General features: G+C 55.0%; 25 protein-coding genes and 1 riboswitch. Of the genes, 20 read left to right on the forward strand and 5 right to left on the reverse strand.

The window, feature by feature from the left end; genetic code table 11:
• Positions 1-14: 14 nt before the first annotated feature.
• Genes N6G83_RS26595 through baeR form a run of 3 tightly spaced genes read left to right on the forward strand, consistent with a single transcriptional unit; the run spans position 15 to position 3,556 of the window.
• A complete protein-coding gene (locus N6G83_RS26595; RefSeq protein WP_024527038.1) occupies positions 15-1,460 on the forward strand; it encodes an MFS transporter in 1,446 nt (481 codons plus the stop codon).
• Positions 1,457-2,827: a two-component system sensor histidine kinase BaeS gene (gene baeS, locus N6G83_RS26600; protein WP_024527037.1), complete on the forward strand. Its 1,371-nt coding sequence runs from the start codon at positions 1,457-1,459 to the stop codon at positions 2,825-2,827. Before N6G83_RS26595 ends, baeS begins: the two co-directional genes overlap by 4 nt.
• A 12-nt stretch (positions 2,828-2,839) precedes the next feature.
• Positions 2,840-3,556, forward strand: a complete 717-nt coding sequence (baeR, locus tag N6G83_RS26605; RefSeq protein WP_024527036.1) for a two-component system response regulator BaeR — start codon at positions 2,840-2,842, stop codon at positions 3,554-3,556.
• A gap of 3 nt (positions 3,557-3,559) precedes the next feature.
• Here baeR and N6G83_RS26610 read toward each other — a convergent pair whose 3' ends face one another.
• Positions 3,560-3,943 carry a type II toxin-antitoxin system VapC family toxin gene (locus N6G83_RS26610; protein ID WP_065686568.1) on the reverse strand — a complete coding sequence of 128 codons (384 nt, stop codon included), beginning with the start codon at positions 3,941-3,943 and terminating at the stop codon, positions 3,560-3,562.
• Between the two features lie 273 nt (positions 3,944-4,216).
• On the opposite strand from N6G83_RS26610, the gene N6G83_RS26615 reads away from it, so the two are divergent.
• From N6G83_RS26615 to gutQ, 16 genes are all read left to right on the forward strand, one after another.
• Positions 4,217-4,555: a YegP family protein gene (locus N6G83_RS26615; protein WP_074029413.1), complete on the forward strand. Its 339-nt coding sequence runs from the start codon at positions 4,217-4,219 to the stop codon at positions 4,553-4,555.
• 180 nt (positions 4,556-4,735) lie between these two features.
• The gene (gene yegQ / locus N6G83_RS26620; protein WP_024527032.1) at positions 4,736-6,088 is read left to right on the forward strand and encodes a tRNA 5-hydroxyuridine modification protein YegQ; all 1,353 of its coding nucleotides are present in this window, start codon (positions 4,736-4,738) and stop codon (positions 6,086-6,088) included.
• A 532-nt stretch (positions 6,089-6,620) separates the two neighbouring features.
• Positions 6,621-7,520 carry a lipid kinase YegS gene (yegS, locus tag N6G83_RS26625; protein ID WP_074029415.1) on the forward strand — a complete coding sequence of 300 codons (900 nt, stop codon included), beginning with the start codon at positions 6,621-6,623 and terminating at the stop codon, positions 7,518-7,520.
• A gap of 442 nt (positions 7,521-7,962) precedes the next feature.
• Positions 7,963-9,177: a D-mannonate dehydratase ManD gene (manD, locus tag N6G83_RS26630; RefSeq protein WP_024486179.1), complete on the forward strand. Its 1,215-nt coding sequence runs from the start codon at positions 7,963-7,965 to the stop codon at positions 9,175-9,177.
• A gap of 14 nt (positions 9,178-9,191) precedes the next feature.
• Entirely contained in the window at positions 9,192-10,205 is a 1,014-nt protein-coding gene (locus N6G83_RS26635; RefSeq protein WP_211135640.1) for a Zn-dependent oxidoreductase, read from the forward strand.
• 107 nt (positions 10,206-10,312) lie between these two features.
• A complete protein-coding gene (locus N6G83_RS26640; RefSeq protein WP_024527029.1) occupies positions 10,313-11,707 on the forward strand; it encodes an MFS transporter in 1,395 nt (464 codons plus the stop codon).
• 67 nt (positions 11,708-11,774) lie between these two features.
• Positions 11,775-13,235, forward strand: a complete 1,461-nt coding sequence (locus N6G83_RS26645) for a mannitol dehydrogenase family protein (RefSeq protein WP_211135641.1) — start codon at positions 11,775-11,777, stop codon at positions 13,233-13,235.
• 101 nt (positions 13,236-13,336) lie between these two features.
• A complete protein-coding gene (locus N6G83_RS26650; RefSeq protein ID WP_024527027.1) occupies positions 13,337-14,023 on the forward strand; it encodes a GntR family transcriptional regulator in 687 nt (228 codons plus the stop codon).
• 224 nt (positions 14,024-14,247) lie between these two features.
• A complete protein-coding gene (fbaB, locus tag N6G83_RS26655; protein WP_211135642.1) occupies positions 14,248-15,297 on the forward strand; it encodes a class I fructose-bisphosphate aldolase in 1,050 nt (349 codons plus the stop codon).
• Between the two features lie 243 nt (positions 15,298-15,540).
• Positions 15,541-16,089, forward strand: coding sequence for a PTS glucitol/sorbitol transporter subunit IIC (locus N6G83_RS26660; protein ID WP_021178802.1), 549 nt, complete (start codon positions 15,541-15,543; stop codon positions 16,087-16,089).
• 15 nt (positions 16,090-16,104) lie between these two features.
• Entirely contained in the window at positions 16,105-17,094 is a 990-nt protein-coding gene (locus tag N6G83_RS26665) for a PTS glucitol/sorbitol transporter subunit IIB (RefSeq protein WP_024527025.1), read from the forward strand.
• A gap of 18 nt (positions 17,095-17,112) precedes the next feature.
• Entirely contained in the window at positions 17,113-17,475 is a 363-nt protein-coding gene (gene srlB / locus N6G83_RS26670; protein ID WP_211135643.1) for a PTS glucitol/sorbitol transporter subunit IIA, read from the forward strand.
• A 10-nt stretch (positions 17,476-17,485) separates the two neighbouring features.
• Entirely contained in the window at positions 17,486-18,265 is a 780-nt protein-coding gene (srlD, locus tag N6G83_RS26675; RefSeq protein WP_024527024.1) for a sorbitol-6-phosphate dehydrogenase, read from the forward strand.
• A gap of 280 nt (positions 18,266-18,545) precedes the next feature.
• On the forward strand, positions 18,546-18,902 hold the full coding sequence (gene gutM / locus N6G83_RS26680) for a transcriptional regulator GutM (protein ID WP_024527023.1): 357 nt from the start codon (positions 18,546-18,548) through the stop codon (positions 18,900-18,902).
• Between the two features lie 83 nt (positions 18,903-18,985).
• A complete protein-coding gene (locus N6G83_RS26685) occupies positions 18,986-19,762 on the forward strand; it encodes a DNA-binding transcriptional repressor (protein ID WP_021178807.1) in 777 nt (258 codons plus the stop codon).
• Positions 19,755-20,726, forward strand: a complete 972-nt coding sequence (gene gutQ / locus N6G83_RS26690) for an arabinose-5-phosphate isomerase GutQ (protein ID WP_065686574.1) — start codon at positions 19,755-19,757, stop codon at positions 20,724-20,726. Before N6G83_RS26685 ends, gutQ begins: the two co-directional genes overlap by 8 nt.
• Positions 20,727-20,808: 82 nt before the next feature.
• On the opposite strand, the gene N6G83_RS26695 is transcribed toward gutQ, so the two are convergent.
• From N6G83_RS26695 to thiM, 4 genes are read right to left on the reverse strand one after another with little or no spacing between them, the layout of a single operon-like run.
• Complete coding sequence (locus N6G83_RS26695; protein ID WP_065686575.1) at positions 20,809-21,267, reverse strand: inhibitor of vertebrate lysozyme family protein; 459 nt, start codon at positions 21,265-21,267, stop codon at positions 20,809-20,811.
• 19 nt (positions 21,268-21,286) lie between these two features.
• Entirely contained in the window at positions 21,287-21,586 is a 300-nt protein-coding gene (locus N6G83_RS26700; protein WP_211135645.1) for a hypothetical protein, read from the reverse strand.
• Positions 21,573-22,373 carry a bifunctional hydroxymethylpyrimidine kinase/phosphomethylpyrimidine kinase gene (gene thiD / locus N6G83_RS26705; protein WP_211135646.1) on the reverse strand — a complete coding sequence of 267 codons (801 nt, stop codon included), beginning with the start codon at positions 22,371-22,373 and terminating at the stop codon, positions 21,573-21,575. Before thiD ends, N6G83_RS26700 begins: the two co-directional genes overlap by 14 nt.
• Positions 22,370-23,164 (reverse strand): hydroxyethylthiazole kinase, encoded by a 795-nt coding sequence (gene thiM, locus N6G83_RS26710; RefSeq protein WP_024527018.1) that lies wholly within the window; start codon positions 23,162-23,164, stop codon positions 22,370-22,372. Before thiM ends, thiD begins: the two co-directional genes overlap by 4 nt.
• A gap of 36 nt (positions 23,165-23,200) precedes the next feature.
• Positions 23,201-23,292, reverse strand: a riboswitch (TPP riboswitch).
• 111 nt (positions 23,293-23,403) lie between these two features.
• Between thiM and rluF the strand changes: the two genes are divergently transcribed.
• Positions 23,404-24,153: a 23S rRNA pseudouridine(2604) synthase RluF gene (rluF, locus tag N6G83_RS26715; protein ID WP_024527017.1), complete on the forward strand. Its 750-nt coding sequence runs from the start codon at positions 23,404-23,406 to the stop codon at positions 24,151-24,153.
• Positions 24,154-24,366 lie beyond the last annotated feature (213 nt).

Consider the following 24,366-nt stretch of genomic DNA (forward strand, 5'->3'; position numbering starts at 1 on the left):
GAGAGAAAGGACCTATGAGCATCAAACCCAGCGCCCCGCCAGGATCCACCTCGGTGCGATGGCAGCTGTGGATCGTGGCTTTCGGCTTCTTTATGCAGACGCTGGATACCACCATCGTCAATACCGCGTTGCCCTCCATGGCGGCCAGCTTGGGGGAAAACCCGCTACGCATGCAATCGGTGATTGTTTCCTATGTGTTGACGGTCGCAGTAATGCTACCTGCCAGCGGCTGGTTGGCGGATCGGGTAGGCGTCAAACGGGTGTTCTTCAGCGCCATCGTGCTATTCACGCTCGGGTCGATCCTGTGCGCCCGTTCAGAAACCCTGAATGAGTTGGTGGCCTCCCGCGTGATACAGGGCATCGGCGGCGCGATGATGGTGCCGGTCGGCAGGCTGACGGTGATGAAAATCGTCCCGCGTGAACAGTATATGGCGGCGATGACCTTCGTCACCCTACCCGGCCAGATAGGCCCGCTGATGGGGCCTGCTTTAGGGGGCTTTCTGGTGCAATACGCCAGTTGGCACTGGATCTTCCTGATCAATATTCCCGTGGGTATCGCCGGAGCGATTGCCACCGCGCTGCTGATGCCCAATTACACCATGCAGACCCGGCGTTTCGATATCAGCGGCTTTATCATGTTGGCGATCGGCATGGCTACGCTGACGCTGGCACTTGACGGGCATAAAGGCATGGGGCTTTCCTCTGCTACCATCACCGGGCTGGTGGTGATGGGTTGCGCTGCGTTGGCTGGCTACTGGTTGCACGCCAGAGGTAACAGCCGGGCGCTGTTTTCACTACGATTATTCAAGACGGAAACCTACCGCGTTGGTCTGACTGGCAGCCTGTTGGGGCGGATCGGCAGCGGTATGTTGCCCTTTATGACCCCGTTATTTCTCCAGGTGGGCATGGGGTTTTCCCCTTTTCACGCCGGGTTGATGATGATCCCGATGATCATCGGCAGCATGGGCATGAAGCGCATCGTGGTACAGGTGGTTAACCGCTTCGGTTATCGTAATGTGCTGGTGACTGCCACGTTGATGTTGGCGCTGGTCACCCTGAGTTTTCCGCTGGTGGCGATGCTGGGCTGGGTTTATCTGCTGCCGGTGGTGCTGTTCTTCCAGGGCATGGTTAACTCCCTGCGTTTTTCCGCCATGAATACCCTGACGCTGAAAGATCTGCCCGATCGGCTGGCCAGCAGCGGCAACAGCTTGCTGTCGATGGTGATGCAGCTTTCCATGAGCCTGGGCGTCAGCATTGCCGGGATCCTGATTGGCAGCTTCGCGCATCATCAGGTGGTGGCCGATAGCCCGGCTATCCACAACGCCTTTATCTACAGCTATGGCTGCATGGCACTGATTATTGCCCTACCGGCGCTGGCTTTCGCCCGCGTACCGACCGACATCGCCCCCAACCGTACGTTGACCAAAGAGCCGGGCACCGGCTCCACGAGGACACAATGAGAATTGGCATTACCGGTAAGCTGTTTATGGCGATCTTCGCCACCTGCATGTTGGTGTTGATCACCATGCACTGGGGCGTACGCGTCAGCTTTGAACGGGGTTTTATCGATTATATCAAGCACAGCAATGAGCAACGCATCAGCATGCTCGGCGACGCGTTGGAAGATCAGTATCGTCGCCATGGCAACTGGGAGTTTCTGCGTAACAACGATCAGGTGGTGTATCAGATTATGCGTTCGTTTGAGCAGAACAGCGACAGCAGCCACAATCTCCCCCCCAAGGGCTGGCGCACCCAATTCTGGGTGGTAGATAGCCAGTATAACCGGCTGGTGGGTCATTCCGGCCCGATCCCTAAAGAAAGTACCCGCCACCCGATTCATTACAACAATCAGATCGTCGGTTGGGTAGTGGCTACACCGCCAGAAAAACTGACACGCAATGCGGACATCAACTTCGATCGCCAGCAGCGGCGCACCAGTTGGATGATCGTTGGGCTATCCACCTTGTTGGCGGCGGCAGTGACCTGGCTGATGTCGCGCGGCCTGCTGGCACCGGTTAAACGCCTGGTCGCCGGTACCCATCGGCTGGCGGCGGGTGATTTCAGCGCTCGGGTAGCGGTCAGCAGCCAAGATGAGCTGGGCCGACTGGCGCAGGACTTTAACCAGCTTGCCACCTCGCTGGAAAAGAACGAGCAAATGCGGCGGGCGTTAATGGCGGATGTTTCCCACGAGCTGCGTACCCCACTGGCGGTACTGCGTGGCGAGTTGGAGGCGCTGCAAGACGGCGTTCGCCAACCCACACCGGCTTCGCTCAGTTCGCTACAGGCGGAGGTCTCAACCCTCACCAAATTGGTGGACGATCTGCACCAGTTATCACTCTCCGATCTCGGTGCCCTTGCCTACCGTAAATTGCCGGTGGATTGCGTGCATCTGGTGCAGATCGCAGTGGCGGCCTTCCGTGAACGTTTTCATGCCAAACAGTTGGAAATCGTCACCAACCTGCCGGAACAGATGCCACTGTTCGGCGATCCTGACCGACTGCTCCAGTTATTCAACAACCTGTTGGAAAACAGCCAACGCTATACCGATGCCGGTGGTCGGCTGGAGATTGGTATCGAACGCCTGCCGGGAACGGTGCGGATTTACTGGCAGGACAGCGCCCCAGGAGTGAACGACGAGCAGCTGGCTCTCATCTTCGAACGTTTTTATCGCACTGAAGGTTCGCGGAACCGCGCCAGCGGCGGTTCGGGGCTAGGGCTCTCCATCTGTCAGAACATTGTGGAGGCACACGGCGGCGAGATCCGTGCACAACACTCGCCTTTAGGCGGCGTGCGCATTACAGTAGATTTCCCCATCTCTGGTGAATAATAAGGTTGTTTGATGGAAAACCAAAATCAGCCACTACAGATCATGATTGTGGAAGATGAACCCAAGCTGGGCCAGCTGTTGGTCGATTATCTGCAGGCGGCTGGCTATGCCACCCGCTGGCTGAGCAACGGCAGCGAGGTGATCCCGGCGGTGCATGAGCAGCCACCGGCGCTTATTTTGCTGGATTTGATGCTGCCAGGCTGCGATGGCTTAACCGTTTGCCGTGAGCTACGCCGCTTTACCGACATCCCCGTCATCATGGTGACCGCCAAAATCGAGGAGATCGACCGGCTACTGGGGTTGGAGATCGGGGCGGATGACTACATCTGCAAACCTTACAGCCCGCGCGAAGTGGTTGCCAGGGTGAAAACCATCTTGCGCCGTTGCTATCGGCCCCAGGAACATAGCGATGATGATTCACTGTTGCATATTGATGAGCCGCGCTTTCAGGCCAGCTATCAGGGCCATATCCTGGATCTGACACCGGCGGAGTTCCGCCTGCTGAAAACCCTGGCCTGCCAGCCGGGCAACGTGTTTTCCCGCGAACAACTGCTGAACAATCTGTATGACGATTACCGAGTGGTGACCGATCGCACCATCGATAGCCATATCAAGAATCTGCGCCGCAAGCTGGAGCTGATCGACGGCGACAAGGCGTTTATCCGTTCGGTTTACGGGGTGGGCTACCGCTGGGAAGCCGAACAGTGCCGGTTGGTCAATGGGTTGTGACGCTTACTGCGTCCAGTCTTCCACCTCAAGCTCCGCGACCATAGTGAAAGCCCGATCGCTAGTCACTATGGTTGCACCACGGCTTACCGCATGTGCGGCAATCAGCTGATCCAGCGCCCCCAGCGGTCTGCCTTGTTTTTCCATGCTTGCGCGCATGACTCCATAGCAATGTGCCGCCGCAGAGTCCCAGGAGTAAACGGTGACGGCGTCCAGGAACATCATCACCGTCTGTTTTAGCGCCTTGTTCTGTCGCTTGGCTACGCCATAAAGCAGTTCCGCCTGGGTGATGCTGGAAATGCACACCGACGATGGCGGTACCCGCTCCATCGCCGCAAGCAGCCGGGGATGTTGACGAAAAAGCAGGCTCACCGTGTTAGTGTCGAACATATTTTTCATTCACATAAGGAATGCGGATATCAGCCACCCTATCCTCTCAACGTAGCAAAATCATCTGCCGTCGAACGTTTTGTGCCAACGATGCGAACCGTTACGCAATCGCCAATGCAACCAGGGCAACCGACCCCCAGCCCAACCTGTCCATGAACACAAAAAGCCACCCATTTCTGTGCTCTGATACGCATTACTTCACCGTTAAAAAAACGCTTGCTGAGACATTAGCTACACTTATCTCACTTATTGGCACTAATCAGGAGCAGGACCATGGCAAGTGGACATTATGAGCTGACAAAATCGAGCAACGGGCAGTATCACTTCAACCTGAAGGCCAGCAATGGCGAGATCATTCTCTCCAGCGAGATGTATGCCAGCAAAGCCTCGGCGGAAAACGGAATTGCCTCCGTGCAAACCAATTCGCCTAATGAGGTGCAGTTTGAAGTGAAAGTCAGCAGCAACAACAAACCCTATTTCGTGCTGAAAGCCAAAAACCATCAGGTGATTGGCACCAGCCAGATGTACAGCTCGGATAGCGCAGCGAAAAGCGGGATTCAGTCGGTGATCAAGAATGGCCCTACAACAGATGTACGTGATTTAAGCGTATAAATCTCATCAGGCCTGCGCGCGGTATCCGCTACCGCGCGGTTTTTCTGATGATGAAGATCAATCTCCCTTTAAAATTTCCGGTTAATTGCTGATTTCTTGGCGGGCTGCCGCTACAATCCCCCGCTTTCACTGCGCCATTGGGTGGCGCGGTGCTGACCTGAAATCAGACCGAGAATCACTATGTTTACACCAGAACTCCTCTCCCCGGCGGGAACGCTGAAAAACATGCGTTACGCCTTTGCCTATGGGGCCGATGCGGTTTACGCTGGCCAGCCGCGTTATAGCCTACGGGTACGTAATAACGAATTTAACCACGAGAACCTGCAGCTTGGGATTAACGAAGCCCATGCGCTAGGCAAAAGGTTCTACGTGGTGGTTAACATCGCGCCACACAACGCCAAACTGAAAACCTTCCTGCGTGACCTGAAACCGGTGATCGACATGGGCCCGGACGCGCTGATCATGTCCGACCCCGGTTTAATCATGATGGTGCGCGAAGCTTTCCCGCAGATGGACATTCACCTCTCGGTGCAGGCTAACGCGGTGAACTGGGCAACGGTGAAGTTCTGGCAGCAGATGGGCTTGACGCGAGTGATCCTTTCCCGCGAGCTGTCGCTGGATGAAGTGGCGGAAATCCGTAGCCAGGTGCCAGAAATGGAGCTGGAGATCTTCGTGCATGGCGCACTGTGCATGGCCTATTCCGGCCGTTGCCTGCTTTCCGGTTACATCAACAAACGCGATCCCAACCAAGGGACCTGCACCAATGCCTGCCGCTGGCAGTACAAGGCAGAAGAAGGCAAGGAAGACGATACCGGCAACATCGTGCATCTGCATGAGCCTATCGCGGTGCAAAACGTCGAGCCGACGCTGGGCATTGGCGCGCCAACCGATAAAGTCTTTATGCTTTCCGAAGCACAGAAACCCGGCGAGTACATGAGCGCGTTTGAGGACGAGCACGGCACCTACATCATGAACTCAAAAGATCTGCGAGCCATCCAGCACGTAGAGCGCCTCACTCAGTTGGGCGTACATTCGCTGAAGATTGAAGGCCGTACCAAGTCGTTTTATTACTGCGCCCGCACCGCACAGGTTTATCGCCGTGCCATTGACGACGCCGTTGCCGGTAAACCCTTCGATCCTAGCCTGCTGACCACGCTGGAAGGTCTGGCTCATCGTGGCTATACCGAAGGTTTCCTGCGCCGCCATACACACGATGCCCATCAGAACTATGATTACGGCTCCTCCATTTCCGAACTGCAACAGTTTGTCGGGGAATTTACCGGGGTGCGCCGTAACGGCTGGGCGGAAGTGGATGTAAAAAATAAATTCCTGGTCGGTGACAGCGTAGAGATGATGACGCCAGGGGGTAACATATTGTTTACCCTGGAAAGTTTGCAAAACAAGAAGGGCGAAACGATCGATGTCGCTCCGGGCAACGGCCATATCGTTTATTTGCCGATCCCCGAGGATATCGACCTCAATTATGCGTTGTTGATCCGCAATTTGCCGCAGGATGATAGCCAGAACGGTTAAGATGTTTATCGCCACCCGCCTGGGTGGCAATTTTTGGCAAATATTAGAATCAGATCACATCAATTAGCACGCGGCTTGGTTATTATCAGGCTGCTTAAAACTAATAACGAAATATTTGCATAGCAATACTAGGAACCACCTCCTTAGCCAGCCCAATCTCCCTTGGGTTGGCCTTTTCTTTTTTATCCCCTTTAATTTCAATCAACTGAAAATTTTATTGGCATTTTTAGGATATTTCTTGCATTACGCCAGGCGGCTTATCATTTTCTCTGCAATATATAAACTATTCTATAGCGATTAATAAGGCCGTTAATACCAACGCTTAACTCGCGTGGGAGAAAGATATTCCCTCCATTGGGCATTGACTATATAAATACCCGGCCGCAGCCAAACTCGCATTACCTGAATATTCTTATGGCCCGCCACTGGCTTGTGGTTTATCGTTGACAGCTTGGGTTAGGGGTCTAGCTACTGGGAAAACCATCTGGCCACCCTTTGACAGCCGATTCGTTTTTCGCCACAAGGATCAGGAATGCACCAATATGCACCAGCACTGCTTATCATCAATGGTAAAAGCTCCGGCAACGAGGAAGTTCGCGCAGCGGTGAACCTGCTGCGCCATGAGGGCCAGACCCTGCATGTCCGCGTCACCTGGGAACTGGGAGATGCTGCTCGTTACGTCAAAGAGGCTAGCCAACTGAGGGTTGAAACCGTGATCGCCGGTGGCGGTGACGGCACCATCAATGAGGTCGCTGCCGCATTGGCACAACTCCCCGCAGAATCTCGCCCAATACTCGGCATACTGCCGCTGGGCACCGCCAACGACTTTGCTACCGCCTGCTCTATTCCCCTACAACCAGATTTGGCCTTGCAGTTAGCCATCAAGGGCCGAGCGGTGCCGATCGATCTGGCCAAGGTCAATGACGAACGCTATTTCATCAATATGGCGACTGGCGGCTTTGGCACCCGCATCACCACCGAAACCCCGGAAAAACTGAAGTCTGCGCTGGGGGGCGTTTCTTATTTCATCCATGGGCTGCTGCGCCTGGATGCGCTGAAAGCCGACAGCTGCGAGATCCGTGGGCCCGATTTCCATTGGGCCGGAGAAGCGCTGGTGATCGGTATCGGTAACGGCAGGCAAGCCGGGGGTGGGCAAAAGCTTTGCCCTGGCGCGCTGATCAACGACGGTTTATTGCAGGTACGCCTGCTCACCGCCGAAGAGTTGCTGCCTACGCTGGTCAATATCTTGTTTAGCGGTGAGGAAAACAGCAACGTAGTTGATGCCTCATTGCCATGGTTGGAAATCACCGCGCCACATGAAATCACCTTTAACCTTGATGGCGAACCGCTGAAGGGCCGCAATTTCCGCATTGAGGTGCTGCCAAATGCTATTGAGTGCCGCTTGCCACCAAATTGCGACCTGCTGGGATAAGCAAATAAGCCACGCGCTCAGATCGAGCAGGCGTTAGCCCGGCGTAACCCCCTCACCCTAACCCTCTCCCCAAGGAGAGGGGAAAGTACATGCTACAAATTAGATCCTGCGCTCACCCACTACATCGTATAAACGCCCTCTCCAACAGCGGGATTTAATCTGCGGCAACCCCATCTCGTCCCCACCACATCATCGAAACAGCTCCCTCTCACTGTTGGAGAGGGTTGGGGTGAAGGGCTGGTGCAACAAATTAACTCCCGCTTCTGAACACGCCAGCGAACCAACATCCCTCTTTTTACCTCAAGATAAAAACCCCCCACGTCTGCGATCCACCAATAAATGTGATCTCCAGCGGCAATTCTCATAAATCATACTTGTATGGTAGTTAGTTCAAGGTTAATTTCCGCCCATACGTTATCAGCAACAACAGGATGTGGAAGTCATGAAAATTGTTAAAGCCGAGGTGTTTGTCACCTGCCCTGGAAGAAATTTCGTCACCCTGAAGATCACTACCGACTGCGGGCTAACCGGGATCGGCGATGCAACCCTGAATGGCCGCGAACTGCCGGTCGCGTCTTATCTGGAAGACCACGTCTGCCCGCAGCTGATTGGCCGCGATGCTCACCAGATCGAAGATATCTGGCAGTACTTCTACAAAGGTGCTTACTGGCGCCGTGGCCCGGTGACTATGTCGGCAATCTCTGCGGTGGATACGGCATTGTGGGATATCAAGGCCAAAGCGGCCAATATGCCGTTGTACCAGTTGCTGGGTGGCGCTTCACGTACCGGCGTCATGGTGTATTGCCACACCACCGGCCACTCGATTGACGAAGTGCTGGACGATTATGCCAAGCACAAGGAACTGGGCTTCAAGGCGATCCGCGCTCAATGTGGCGTACCTGGGATGAAAACCACCTACGGCATGGCCAAGGGCAAAGGCCTGGCGTATGAACCTGCGACCAAAGGTAACTGGCCGGAAGAGCAGCTGTGGTCAACCGAGAAATACCTCGATTTCACCCCTAAACTGTTTGAAGCCGTGCGTGACAAATTCGGTTTTGACGAACATCTGCTGCATGACATGCATCACCGCCTGACGCCGATCGAAGCGGCCCGCTTTGGCAAAAGCGTTGAGCAATATCGCCTGTTCTGGATGGAAGATCCTACCCCGGCCGAAAACCAGGAGTGCTTCCGCCTGATCCGCCAGCATACCGTGACCCCGATTGCGGTCGGTGAGGTGTTCAACAGCATCTGGGACTGCAAACAGCTGATTGAAGAGCAACTGATCGATTACATCCGCACCACCATCACCCACGCCGGGGGCATCACCGGCATGCGCCGTATCGCCGATTTCGCTTCGCTGTATCAGGTGCGTACCGGCTCACACGGCCCTTCCGATCTTTCACCAATCTGCATGGCGGCGGCGTTGCACTTTGACCTGTGGGTGCCGAACTTCGGCGTGCAGGAATATATGGGCTACTCCGAACAGATGCTGGAAGTGTTCCCACATAACTGGACGTTTGACAACGGCTATATGCATCCAGGCGAAAAACCAGGGTTGGGCATCGAGTTTGACGAAAAACTGGCTGCCAAATATCCCTACGATCCGGCCTACCTACCGGTAGCGCGCCTGGAAGACGGCACCCTGTGGAACTGGTAAACCGAGGAGTTTCTATGAAAAGCATTACTGTTCAACAGCCAGGGCAATTGGTGATTGAAGAACGCCCGTTGCCCTCACCGCAGCAGGGTGAAGTCCGGATCCGTGTGGCTAGCGCCGGGATCTGCGGTTCCGACGTGCATATCTACCGTGGCCATAACCCGTTTGCCAAATACCCGCGCGTGATCGGCCATGAATTCTTTGGCCATATCGACGCTATTGGCGAAGGTGTCGACCCGTCACGCATCGGCGAACGCGTGGTGGGCGATCCGGTCGTCAGCTGCGGCCATTGCTATCCCTGCTCGGTGGGCAGGCCGAACGTCTGCACCGAACTGCAGGTTATTGGCGTGCACCGTGACGGCGGATTCAGCGAATATGTGACGCTACCGGCTCAAAATGCCCATCGGGTGCCGGACAGCATTCCAGACAACGAAGCCACGATGGTCGAACCCTTCACCATTGCTGCCAACATCTGTAGCCAACTGCAACCTGGCCCGTTAGATGTGGCATTGGTGTATGGTGCCGGGCCGATGGGCCTCACCTCTATTCAGGCACTGCGCGGCGTTTACGGCGTTAAACAGATTGTGGTGGCTGACCGTATCGATGAGCGCCTGGCTATGGCCACCGCCAACGGCGCGGATGTGGTAATCAACAACAGCCAGCTTGATTTGGCCAACGAGTTACAAAAACTCGGCATCCGGCCAACGCTGATCATCGATGCTGCCTGCCACCCGGCCATTCTGCCGGAGGCGATCGGCTTGGCTTCTCCCGCCGCACGCATTGGCATTATGGGCTTCTCTGCCGAGCCCTGCGTGATCAGCCAGCAAGCCATTACCAGCAAAGAGATCTCGATTTACAGCTCCCGCCTCAACAGCAACCGCTTCCCGCAGGTGATTGCCTGGATGACGCAACGCCAGATCCAACCAGAGAAGTTGATCACCCATCAGTTTACGTTTACGCAAGTGCTTGAAGCGATGGAGATCTTCGAAAAAGACCAAAAGCAGTGCTGTAAGGTTTTACTGAAATTCTGACCTGACCACTTTCCAGCTACGGCCTGCTGTAGCTGGAGAGAAACAGGGGCTTCTGACCCTAATCTTTGCCGTCCTTACAACAACAATTTGCAGAGAACAGAACAATGATGAACGCAAAAATTGACAACACTCAGCCGGAAAGAAGTACCTCGGATCTGATCAAGGCAGCCGTTTCCGGCTGGCTTGGTACCGCACTGGAATTTATGGATTTTCAGCTTTATTCGCTAGGTGCAGCATTAGTCTTCCATGAAATATTTTTCCCGGAACAGTCTGCCGCCATGGCGTTAATCTTGGCGATGGGAACCTACGGCGCGGGTTATATCGCCCGTATCGCGGGTGCCTTCTTCTTTGGACGCATGGGGGATACCATCGGCCGTAAAAGGGTGCTGTTTATTACCATTACCATGATGGGGATCTGCACCACCTTAATCGGCGTGCTGCCAACCTATGCGCAAATCGGTATTTTCGCCCCTCTATTACTGGTGTTACTGCGTATTATTCAAGGGCTGGGTGCCGGTGCGGAAATATCCGGAGCCGGAACCATGCTGGCGGAATATGCGCCTAAGGGTAAACGCGGGATTATCTCTTCCCTGGTTGCCATGGGCACCAACTGTGGCACGCTGTCGGCAACTGCAATCTGGGCCGTCATGTTCTTCTTCCTGTCTAAAGAAGAGCTGCTGGCCTGGGGTTGGCGCGTACCTTTCCTGGCCAGCGTGGTCGTCATGCTGTTCGCCATCTGGCTGCGTATGAACCTGAAAGAAAGCCCGGTGTTTGAAAAGGTTAACGACGACAGCACCACCGCAACACCGGCTCACGCCGTGGCTGACAATACCCATTCGCTGTCGGCGATGTTCAGCAGCAAATCCTTCTGGCTGGCTACCGGGCTGCGTTTTGGCCAGGCAGGCAACTCCGGTCTGATCCAGACCTTCCTGGCCGGTTATCTGGTGCAAACCCTGCTGTTTGAGAAGGCTATCCCTACCGACGCCTTGATGATCAGCTCCGCCATTGGCTTTATTACCATCCCGTTCCTTGGCTGGCTCTCCGACAAGATCGGCCGCCGGGTGCCTTATATCCTGGTCAATATCTCCGCCATCATTCTGGCTTACCCAATGATTTCGATGATTGTGGATAAGACCAATGAGGTGAACGTGATTATGGCCTCGATCATTATTATCCATAACGTCGCGGTGCTGGGCCTGTTTGCGCTGGAAAACATCACCATGGCGGAAATGTTTGGTTCACGTAACCGTTTTACCCGCATGGCAATCTCCAAAGAGGCCGGTGGTTTGGTGGCGGTCGGCTTCGGCCCGGTATTGGCCGGTATCTTCTGCAATATGACCGACTCCTGGTGGCCAATCGCCGTCATGATGATCGTTTACTCCGTTATCGGCTTGCTGGCCGCGATATTGATGCCAGAAGTCAGAGATCGCGACCTGAGCCTGGCGGAAGATGCCGCAGAAAGCCCTGCGCTGCCGATAGCCCAACGCGTCAGCAGTCATTAATCCCCTTCAATTTTCTGCCGCAGAGAAGGTTCTGCGGCAATCAGACCATTACACAGTGAGTGTTAACATGAATACCAAGCTGTTAGCCGCCAACGCCATTGTTCCGCAGTACGATCGTAGCAAACTGGTTCCGCGCCTGGTTCATCTGGGCTTTGGTGCCTTTCATCGCGCCCACCAGGCGCTATACGCCGATATCCTGGCACAGGAGCACGGCAGCGACTGGGGATATTGCGAAATCAACCTGATCGGTGGCGAACAGCAAATCGCCGATCTCAAACAGCAAGATATGCTCTACAGCGTGGCAGAGATGTCAGCCGATGCCTGGCAATGCAGAGTGGTGGGCGTAGTAAAACAGGCGCTACATGCGCAAGTTGACGGGCTGGACGCCGTATTCCAGGCCCTGGCCCAGCCCGAAGTGGCGATTGTGTCCATGACCATCACCGAAAAAGGCTACTGTCATTCCCCCGCCACCGGCCAGTTGCAGCTGGATCATCCGTTGATTATGCGGGATCTGGCTAATCCGCATCATCCGCAGAGCGCCGTTGGGGTCATCGTCGCAGCCTTAGCTCAGCGTAAAGCGGCCGGGCAATCTGCATTCAGCGTAATGTCTTGCGACAATATGCCGGAAAACGGCCATGTCACCCGTAACGTGATCACCGCCTATGCCAAAGCGCTCGATCCGGCGTTGGCAACGTGGATCGAAACCCACGTCACCTTCCCTTCCACCATGGTCGATCGCATCGTGCCAGCTGTGACGCCAGACACCCTGGCCCAGGTCGCACAGCAAACCGGCGTGCAGGATCCGGCAGCCGTAGCCTGCGAGCCGTTCCGCCAATGGGTGATTGAGGACAATTTTGTCGCGGGCCGCCCGGCATGGGAACAAGCCGGTGCCGAACTGGTCAGCGATGTTTTGCCGTTCGAAGAGATGAAGCTGCGTATGCTGAACGGTAGCCACTCGTTCCTGGCCTATCTGGGTTATTTAGCCGGTTACCAACATATCAGCGACTGTATGCAGGATGCGCATTACGTCAATGCCGCCCGCCATCTGATGCTGGCTGAGCAGGCTCCCACGCTGAACACCCCGGGCACCGATCTGGAGAAATACGCCGATTCCCTGCTGGCACGCTATCGCAACACGGCGTTGAAGCACCGCACATGGCAAATCGCCATGGACGGTACGCAAAAGCTGCCGCAGCGCATGCTGGACTCGGTGCGCTGGCATCTGGCCAACGATAGTGATTTTGACTGTCTGGCGCTGGGCGTAGCGGGTTGGATGCGTTACGTCGGCGGTAAGGACGAACAGGGTCAACCGATCGACATCAGCGATCCATTGCGTGAGGAAATTGCCCGTCGCGTCGCCAACAGTGCTGAAGGTGAGCCTCGCGTGATGGCGTTACTGCAAATGACCTCGGTATTCGGACGCGACCTGCCGGATAACCAACGTTTCGTCAATGCCGTGACCAACGCTTATCTGGCGCTGTTGGCGCGGGGAGCGAAAGCAACGGTGGCAAGAGTGCTGGCGCGCTAAGAGCAAAGCATAGAATGCGGGTGGATTTATCCGCCCTCTTTCACAGGTTAATCTGCTAGTATGGTGGCATTCACTACTACTCTCATATATTGATTGTCGCCATGTCAGAATCGTACGTCCTCACGAATAATGTCCCGGTCAATCAGCAGATCTATCGTTTCCTGCGCAAAGATATCGTCGATTGCACCATCCCTCCGGGCACGTTGCTTTCCGAGAAAGAGATCTCCACCCGTTTCAGCGTTTCACGCCAACCGGTGCGCGAGGCCTTCATCAAACTGGCTGAAGCGGGGCTGGTGCAGATCTTGCCGCAACGCGGTACCTTCGTGATGAAAATTTCCGCCAAACGAGTGGCCGACGGGCGCTTTATCCGTCAGGCGGTGGAATGTGCCATCGTGCGGCGAGTTGCCACCACCATCACCCCCGAGCAGTTGATGACGCTGGAGCATAACCTGCATCGCCAGGAGCTGGCGGCACAGAATAATCAGATCCGTGAGTTTTTGGCGCTGGACGACGAATTCCACCATCTGCTGACGCAAATGGCCAACTGTGCCCTGGCGTGGGAAACCATCGAGACCATCAAAGCGACGATGGATCGGGTGCGCTTCCTCAGCCTGAGCGAAGTGTCACCGCCGGAGAATCTGATCCACCAGCATTACCGCATTTTTGAGGCACTGAAAGCCCAGGATCCAGATGCGGCGGAGCGGGCTATTCACGAGCATTTACAAGAGATGATCTACTCGATCACCCCGATTGCCCTGCAAAACACCGACTGGTTTGAAGCCGAATAAAAGCAATTCCCCTCTCCGATCAGGAAAGGGGACACCATCAACAAGCGCTCACTCGCAAATTTTGCTTTCTAAATAGCATTTCTTCTCAATCGCACCTATTGTCTCTTCGCACCATCAGGTTTTGATTAGTATCTTTTGCATAGCTTCAATCACCGCTTTTGACTACGCCGGTGGCCAAATACCCAGAGTTACCGGTGTATAGGAAGCTTTAACGGGAGTGAATCATGACGGATATTGCACAATTGTTAGGTAAGGAAGCGGAAGACCTTTTGCAGCACCGCTGCGCCACCATCCCTGCGGAAAATCTGTACCTGCCCGGTGGCGACTTTGTTGATCGGGTGATGATCGACAACAACCGCCCAAACAGCGTGCTGCGCTCAATGCAAACCTTGCTCAACCATGGCCGCCTGGCGGGCACCGGTTACCTGTCTATCCTGCCGGTCGATCAGGGGGTGGAGCACTCTGCCGGGGCCTCGTTTGCCGCCAACCCGCTCTATTTTGATCCGAAAAATATCGTTGAACTGGCTATCGAAGCCGGGTGTAACTGCGTGGCATCCACTTACGGCGTGCTGGCTTCGGTCTCCCGCCGCTACGCCCACAAGATCCCGTTTCTGGTCAAACTGAACCACAACGAGACCCTGAGCTATCCAACGCAATACGACCAGACCCTGTATGCCAGCGTTGAGCAGGCGTTCAACATGGGTGCGGTGGCGGTTGGTGCAACCATTTACTTCGGTTCTGAGCAATCACGCCGCCAGATTGAAGAAATCTCGATTGCCTTTGAGCGCGCTCACGAACTGGGCATGGTGACCGTATTGTGGGCCTATCTACGTAACCCTGCGTTCAACAAGGATGGCGTCGATTATCATTCCAGCGCCGATCTGACCGGCCAAGCCAACCACATTGCGGCCACCATCGGTGCCGATATCGTTAAACAGAAAATGGCCGAGAACAACGGCGGCTACCGTGCGGTGAAATTCGGTTATACCGACGATCGCGTCTATGACAAGCTGACCACCGATCACCCAATCGATCTGGTGCGCTACCAGTTGGCAAACTGCTACATGGGCCGTGCTGGTTTAATCAACTCTGGCGGCGCGGCAGGGGAAAACGATCTGCAAGAGTCAGTGCGTACCGCCGTGATCAACAAGCGGGCTGGCGGGATGGGCCTGATCCTGGGGCGTAAAGCGTTCAAGAAATCGATGAAGGATGGCATCGCCCTGATCAATGCCGTGCAGGACACCTATCTCGACAACAGCGTTACCATCGCTTAATCGTTATTTATCAAATTATTAGTCTTCAAGGCTCAGCTCTGCTGGGCCTTTTTCATGCCCTCGCCCCTCTCTCCTTTCATCATTAATTACTTTTCTTTCATCTTTAACTTTCACAATAAAATATTTATCTTTCAAAGTGTGATCCATTTAAAACAAAAACCGCAGCAAAGTGGTTACTGTATGACCCATGGCGACAGAGCCGCACTTCGCTCCAGGCCATAGCATCCATCACAGGAGAAAAAAATGATTGAGCTAATAACCCACGGAGCCGAATGGTTTATCGGCCTGTTCCAAAAAGGCGGAGAAGTGTTTGTCGGTATGGTGACCGGCATTTTACCGTTGTTGATCAGCCTGTTAGTTATCATGAACGCGTTGATCAACTTTGTTGGCCAGGAACGTATCGAACGCTTGGCACAGCGCTGTGCCGGTAACCCGGTTTCACGCTACCTGCTACTCCCCCTGATCGGCACCTTTGTGTTTTGTAATCCGATGACGTTGAGTCTCGGACGTTTTATGCCAGAGAAATATAAACCCAGTTATTACGCCGCAGCCTCCTACAGTTGCCACTCCATGAACGGCCTGTTCCCCCATATCAACCCTGGCGAACTGTTCGTTTACCTCGGAATTGCCAGCGGTTTGACCACGCTTGGCTTGCCGTTGGCCCCTCTGGCAGTGAGTTATTTCCTGGTTGGGCTGTTCACCAACTTCTTCCGCGGTTGGATCACCGATCTCACCACCAGCGTGTTTGAACGCAAGATGGGCATCCAACTGGATCGCCAGGTTCAACTTTAATTTGTGGAGCGCAGCATGAGTGCTTATATCCGTATTGAGAAAGGTGCTGGCGGGTGGGGTGGCCCACTACAGTTACCTATCGAACCCGGTAAGAAAATCGTCTATATCACCGCTGGTACCCGTCCGGCGATCGTCGATAAGCTCAGCGATTTAACCGGCTGGCCTGCGGTCGACGGTTTCAAAGAAGGCGAACCACCGGCGGAAGAGATTGGCCTGGCGATTATTGACTGTGGGGGGACGTTGCGTTGTGGCATCTACCCTAAACGCCGCATCCCAACCATCAATATTCATTCAACTGGCCGTTCTGGCCCGCTGGCGCAGTTTATTCTGGAGGATATTTACGTTTCCGGCGTGCGGGAAAACAACATCAGCCTGATTGAGGTTGCACAAGGGTCTGAAACTCCTCTGCCCACTGAAAAACAGCCACAACCAAAGGTACGTGACTACGATACCAGCAAAAAAATCACCGAACAGAGCGATGGCCTGTTGGCAAAAGTCGGGATGGGTATGGGGTCAGTTGTAGCGGTATTTTTCCAGGCCGGACGTGACACCATCGACACCGTGTTAAAAACCATTTTGCCGTTTATGGCCTTCGTCTCGGCGCTGATCGGCATCATCATGGCCTCTGGTCTGGGTGACTTTATCGCCCACGGCCTGACGCCGCTGGCCAACAGCCCAATCGGCTTGGTGACATTGGCGCTGATCTGTTCCTTCCCCCTGCTTTCACCGTTCCTCGGCCCTGGCGCCGTCATCGCTCAGGTCATCGGCGTGTTGGTGGGCGTACAGATTGGTCTTGGCCATATCCCCCCTCAGTTGGCGCTCCCGGCGCTGTTCGCCATTAACGCCCAGGCCGCCTGTGACTTTATCCCGGTAGGTCTGTCCCTGGCAGAGGCCAAGCAGGATACGGTGCGTGTCGGCGTCCCTTCGGTATTGGTTGGGCGCTTCCTCACTGGCGCCCCTACGGTACTGATCGCCTGGGCCGCATCGGCCTTTATCTACCAATAAATTGCCCGGAGGAAAACCATGAGCACCATTTTCCAGACCACGATCACCCAGATTGGCGGCTGCGCCCGTGACGCACTGTTGGACAACATGCTGATCACCTTCCGCGAAGGCGCACCGGCAGATATTGAAGAGTACTGCTTCATCCACCAGCACGGCGAGACCGCCGGTGAATTACAAACCGGGGGCGTAATGGAGCTTGGCGACCGGCGCTACCCCATCACCGCTGTCGGAGAGGTTGCCACCCAGAACCTGCGCGAATTGGGCCATATCACCGTACGTTTTGATGGAGAAACTCAGGCTGAATTCCCTGGCACGATCCACGTAATAGGCAGCACGCCCGCTGATATCCCGTTAGGCAGCACACTGAAATTTATCGCATAAGGAGTAGATCATGTCTGAAGTAGCTGTAGTGATTGGCGGTGGCCAAACGTTGGGTGCTTTCCTGTGCCATGGCCTGGCTGAAGCGGGTTATCGCGTTGCGGTCGCCGATTTGAATGCCGACAACGCCAATCTGGTGGCACAGCAAATCAATCAGGAGTTCGGGGCCGATCGCGCCATCGGTTTCCAGGCCGATGCCACCGATGAGGCCAGCGTTATCGCGCTGGCTAGCGCGGTTGACCGGGCTTTCGGTCAGACAAACCTGTTGGTGTATAGCGCCGGGATTGCCAAAGCCGCGCCGATCACCGATTTCCCACTGGGGGACTTTGACCGCTCCTTGCAGGTGAACCTGGTGGGTTATTTCCTGTGTGCCCGCGAGTTCTCTCGCCTGATGATCCGCGACGGTATCGCCGGACGCATCATTCAAATCAACTCTAAATCCGGCAAGGTCGGCAGTAAGCATAATTCCGGCTACAGCGCCGCCAAGTTCGGTGGCGTTGGATTGACGCAGTCGCTGGCGCTCGATCTGGCCGATTACGGGATCACCGTGCACTCCCTGATGCTCGGTAACCTGTTGAAGTCGCCGATGTTCCAGTCGCTATTGCCGCAATATGCGCAGAAGCTGGGGATCAAGCCTGAAGAGGTCGAGAAGTATTATACCGATAAGGTTCCGCTGAAACGCGGCTGTGACTACCAGGACGTGCTGAACACGCTGCTGTTTTATGCCAGCGATAAAGCCTCTTACTGCACCGGCCAGTCGATCAACATTACCGGTGGCCAGGTGATGTTCTGATATTAATCGGTTAGGGGCCAGAGGAAAAACACCTAGCAGCCCCTCACCCCTACCCTCTCCCAATGCATAGACCGTGCTCCTCATGCACACCTGTTTTAGGGAGAGGGAGCCAGTTCGGTGTCGCGGTAAGGTGCTGGAGATCATCTGTGGCATAGGCTCAATGGCTAGGTACGAAAGTTAATTCGTGGCACGTACAGTCCCCTCTCCCTGTGGGAGAGGGCTAGGGTGAGGGGACGATCACCGGACTCTCACCTTTATTTTCACACAGGAGAACAACCGTATGACCAGCGCACTAGTTACCTTCGCCGTTATCGCCTGGCTGATGCAAATCGCCCTGGGTTGGTGGCAGCTCCAGCGCTTTAACCGCGCGTTCGAGAGCCTATGCCAGTTGGGCACCGTAGGCGTTGGCCGTTCTGGGGGCAGGTTCAAACCTCGCGTGGTATTGGCGCTGGCGTTTGATGCCCAACAACGAGTCTGTGGCAGCATGCTGATGCGTGGCCTGACCATCTTCGCCCAGCCGAAACAACTCACGCAGTTACATGGCATGCACCAACAACAACTCTGCCCAGATGTGATCTTCCCTGAGGATCGGGCATGCCAAACTGCACTATCGTTAGCGATCGCACCGAAATCATGATATTTTCACATTAAAAGACATTACCTTTCATAGTGAACTATATCACCGAGAGGAATGGTCAACTCTTGTGAACAGGGATCTCTATGAAACCAAAGCAGCGGCAAGCCGCTATCCTCGAATACTTGCAGCGGCATGGCAAAACGGCAGTGGATGCCCTGGCAGAGCATTTTTCCACGACCGGCACCACCATCCGTAAAGATCTCACCTTGCTGGAAGAAGAAGGCGAGGTGATCCGCACCTATGGCGGCGTGGTGCTTAGCCGTGACGATGGCGATCAGCCCATCGATCGTAAAACCCATATCAACACCGAAAAGAAACGCCAGATCGCCTATGCGGCCATCAAGCTGATCGACGATGGCGATTCACTGATCTTTGACGCGGGCAGCACGGTATTGCAGATGGTGCCGCATCTGGCGCAGTTCAATAACATCACCGTGATGACCAACAGCCTGACTATCGTTAACGCGCTGGTGGAACTGGATAACGATCAAACCATCCTGATGCCCGGCGGCACCTACCGGAAAAAATCTGCCTCCTTTCATGGCAGCCTGGCGGAATCGGCATTTCAGCAGTTCAGCTTCGACAAGCTGTTTATTGGGGCCGACGGTGTCGACCTCAATGCGGGTGTCACCACCTTTAATGAGGTGCATAATGTCAGCAAGGCGATGTGTGAAGCCGCCAGCCGCATTGTATTGCTGGTCGATTCCTCGAAGTTTGGCCGCAAAAGCCCTAACGTGGTGTGCGATCTGAGCGTCGTGGATACTTTGATCACCGATAACGGCATCAACCCGGATTACCTGGCTGCGCTACAGGCCAAAGGTATCAATATCATTCTGGTAGGAGACCCACTTGATGAGTAATGCCACTGCCCTGCTCAACTTTGCCCGTGAAACGCTGGAAATTGAGCTGACCGAAGCGCAGCGCCTGCTGACACGCCTGGATGACAACTTTGTCCAAGCCTGTGAACTGCTGCTCAACTGCCGTGGCAAGGCGGTGATTTCCGGTATTGGTAAATCCGGCCATATCGGCAAGAAGATTGCCGCTTCATTGGCCAGCACCGGCACCCCGTCGTTTTTCGTCCATCCGGCGGAAGCCTTGCATGGCGATTTGGGGATGATCGGCGCCGAGGATGTGGTGATCTTCATCTCCTATTCCGGCCGCGCCAAAGAGCTGGATCTGATCCTGCCGCTGCTGGCAGAGAGCAAGATCCCAGTCATTGCCATGACCGGTGGCAAAGAGTCGCCACTGGCGCTGGGTGCTGCCTGTACGTTGGACATCAGCGTTGAACGTGAAGCCTGCCCGATGGGCCTGGCACCAACCTCCAGCGGAGTGACTACGCTGATGATGGGGGATGCATTAGCGATGGCCCTGATGCGCCAGCGTGGTTTTAATGCAGAAGACTTTGCCCGCTCCCATCCAGGTGGCAGCCTGGGTGCTCGCCTGCTAAATCGCGTCCATCATTTGATGCGTACTGGCGATCGCCTGCCGATGGTGCAAGAAAGCGCCAACGTGATGGAAGCCATGCTGGAGTTGAGCCGTACCGGACTAGGCTTGGTAGCCGTATGTGATGCACAGCAAAAAGTGGTGGGCGTGTTTACCGACGGTGACCTGCGCCGCTGGTTGGTGAAGGGTAATAGCCTCAATGATAGCCTCAGCCCGGCGATCACTCGCCCCGGCTACCGCTTGCCAGAACAGTGGCGTGCCGGGGAAGCCCTGGAAGCGCTGCACGAACAGCACATCAGCGCCGCTCCGGTGGTAGATATCGATGGTGTACTGGTAGGGGCAATCAACCTGCACGACCTGCATCAGGCCGGGATCGGCTGATAGTAGCAAACCTCTCAAGCAGGGGCGTAGCATGCTACGCCCGCTTAACGGCCTTGGCGCGTAGCTTTGCCCCTCAGCAGCGTTACTTCCAGTCTGGATTACCCTCAAACTGTTTCTTCAGCAACGCTTTCATCTGATCATCCGGTTTACCCAACCATTGATATTTGGCGTATTTCTTCGGATGGTCAATGGCCTGCGGCTTATTGGGCACTTCAATCCGCACGCCCCAAGCCTGGGACTTGTCTGCTTTAAAAGCCACAATCATAAAGTTATTGGCGCAGTCATGCGGCTTGCAGATGTTACCGATCTGGTAGCTTTGCCCTTGCCAGGTGACGGTTTCGGCTGGTGTGGAAGTGCCGATCCCTTTGCGCGCCCAACCCGGTAACTGTGCCTGGCCCTTCACCATATTTTTCCAACTGGTTTGGTAGCCCGGCTGCTGGATCAGATCTGAAGCAGTGATAATCTGTTCGGCAAAACTGCCGGTGCTAAATCCAAGCAGGGCCGCAACCAGGGCTCCCAGCAACCTCTTTTTTCCTATCATGGTCTTCTCCCTCGGTAAATCAAAAGCGTAGCTCCAAGTAGCTCAGACCACAATTAAACGGGAAAGTTGGCCCAGCGTTTTTCGTCAGACAACCTGCCAGTACCCTTTTTTGGTTGCCCCAACCCTGATTAACCGCTTTCCTTCCAGGAAGCGGTGGTAAATTTTCTTCCGACATTTCTTCCGACATTTCTTCCGACATTTCTTCCGACATTTCTTCCGACATTGTGGCAAGGCGTCCCCGCTTGTCACCAATACCTTCGATTAATGTCACCACCCGTTTAGCCAGCTTAAACTCAATCTCTGGCTCACCACCAAGCATGGAAATGATGCACCGGCCCAATACCCTGCCCCACCTCCAGGCTATCGGCCTGCTGTAAAGCCAGTTGCAGGTAGTTTTTTGCCGCTGCCACGGTATCGGCCCAGCTCTGGTGGCGCGGACGCAGGGCAGCCAGTGCCGCAGATAGGGTGCAACCGGTGCCGTGCGTGTGCCTGGTCGCTATGCGCGGCGCACTAAAGCGCTGCTCAAAGCCAGGAGCAAATAGCCAATCTGGGCTTTCCTCTTCACTTAGATGCCCCCCCTTCATCAACACCGCCTGACAGCCCATCGCCAACAATGCCTGGCCCTGCTCACGCATTTGCGCTTCGTTTTGTGCCGGAGCACAGGCCAGCAAAGCAGCGGCCTCAGGCAAGTTAGGCGTGATAATGGAAACCAATGGCATTAGCTCACGGCGGATGGATTCCACCGCATCCGGTGCCAGCAGCGGGTCACCACTTTTAGCCAGCATCACCGTATCCAGCACCACATAAGGCAGCTTGTAATGGCGTAGGCGCTCGGCCACTGCCCGCACGATATCGGCATTAGCCAACATGCCGATTTTAGCGCTATCGATACGCACATCGCTGAGTACCGAATCCAACTGGGCGGCCACAAATGCCGGTTCGATATGATATACCGACTGCACGCCACGGGTATTCTGCGCCACCAGCGCGGTGATCACGCTGGTGCCATAGGCCCCCAACGCGGAGAAGGCTTTCAGATCGGCCTGAATACCGGCTCCGCCGCTAGGATCGGTGCCAGCGATGGTGAGTGCGTTAATTCGTTTCATAGCAGATCCTCCATCCGCAGTTGGTAGAGGGCATCCAGAAAGGCGGCAGTAAAGCTGCCAGGGCCAGAACACTGCGCCGTGGCCCTTTCACCACATAGCGCCATCACGCGGCAAGCGGTGGCAACGTTATCCAGCCGATCGCCCGGCAAACTGCAAAATGCTGCTGCAACCGCTGAAAGCGCACAGCCAGTCCCCACCACGCGCGTCATTAATACATCACCACCCGTAACGGCCCAGTCTCGCTCGCCATCGGTGATGTAATCTGTCTCACCGGTGACGGCCACAATAGCCCCGCAATTACGCGCCAATACCTGTGCTGCGGGTAATGCCACCAGCGAGTCATCCTGGCTATCTACGCCACGGGCGCTGGTCTGCAGGCCGCTCAATGCAATGATTTCCGACGCGTTGCCACGGATCGCCACAGGCCGCAGGGTGAGCAAACGGCGGGCGAAGGTAGCGCGATATTCCAATCCCCCAACGGCAACCGGATCCAGTAACCAGGGTTTTTCAGCACAATTGGCAGCCTCTATGGCGGCTAGCATTGATTCTGCTCGCGATGCATGCAGGGTGCCGATATTGATCAACAGCGCATCGGCCACGCGACTGAACTGCGCGGCCTCTTCCGGTTCCACCACCATCGCGGGAGAAGCACCAAGCGCCAGCAGCACATTGGCCGTCAGCTCTTGCACCACTTCGTTGGTCAGGCAGTGGATCAACGGAGGTTGGCGTTTAAATTGGTTAAAACAGGCCGCGGCACGGGTGCCGGGTAACACATCAGGTCGAGTAAACATAATGCTCCCAACCGGCGTTCAAGAAGGCGGGTACCGGCTGAGATACCGCGACATCCCTACGCTGGCATAATCCAGATCAGGTAATACGGGTAATTTCTCAGCCCCTAAGGGCACCCCGAGTCGACGTTTGCCATTATTAGCGCTGCCGCCAGTGAGGTCAATCACGCGATAGCGTCAAAAAATAAAAAGAGACTCCGTCCCCCCCAGGTAATGTATAGTTCGCGTTTGACGGGGAAACCATGCTAACTCACTCATCTATCCGCCTTAACAAATACATTAGCGACAGCGGCATTTGTTCTCGTCGCACGGCCGATCTCCACATCAAGGAGGGCCACGTTTTCATCAACGGCCGGTTAGCCGCCTTGGGCGATCAGGTATTGGTCGGGGATATGGTGAAAGTTAACGGCCAGCCGATCGAACCGCGTAGTGCGGACGATTTGGTGCTTATCGCACTGAATAAGCCTGTTGGCATCATCACCAGCATGGGGAAGCACGTGCGGGATAACATCGGTGATTTCGTTAATCACAGCAGACGCGTCTTTCCTATCGGACGCCTGGATAAAGACTCCCAGGGGCTGATTTTCCTGACCAATGACGGCGAGTTGGTCAATAAGATCCTTCGTGCTGGCAATAATCATCAAAAAGAGTATCTGGTCACCGTCAACAAACCGGTGACCGATGAGTTTATTCAGGGCATGAGCGCAGGCGTCCCCATCCTGGGCACGGTGACTCAAAAATGCCTAGTGGAGAAAGAAGCTCCGCAGGTGTTTCGCATCACCCTGGTGCAAGGGCTTAACCGCCAAATCCGCCGCATGTGCAAATATTTTGGTTATGAAGTCACCAAGCTTGAGCGCGCACGTATTATGAACATCGTTCTGAAAGGGTTGCCGCTGGGCGAATGGCGGGATTTCACCACAGAGGAACGGCGCGAGCTATTTAAACTGGTTGAACACTCCTCATCCGAGGATATTTCCTCCCCGCTTCAATAACGCCAGATTTAAGCGACAGTAGCAATATAGCTCCTCGGACCATACTGATTAACCTGATACAAAATGCTCTGGATGCCCCTAAAAAGGGGGCGTACTGATAACGATCCGTTCACATAAAGGGGGCTGCAATTTTCTTGAATATCCGCACCGTTCCACTTTACTTCTCTTTCCGCTCGAAATTGCAATCAACCTCTCAAAACAGCCCGTAATTAT

The sequence above is a fragment of the Serratia sp. PL7 genome (assembly GCF_945957435.1).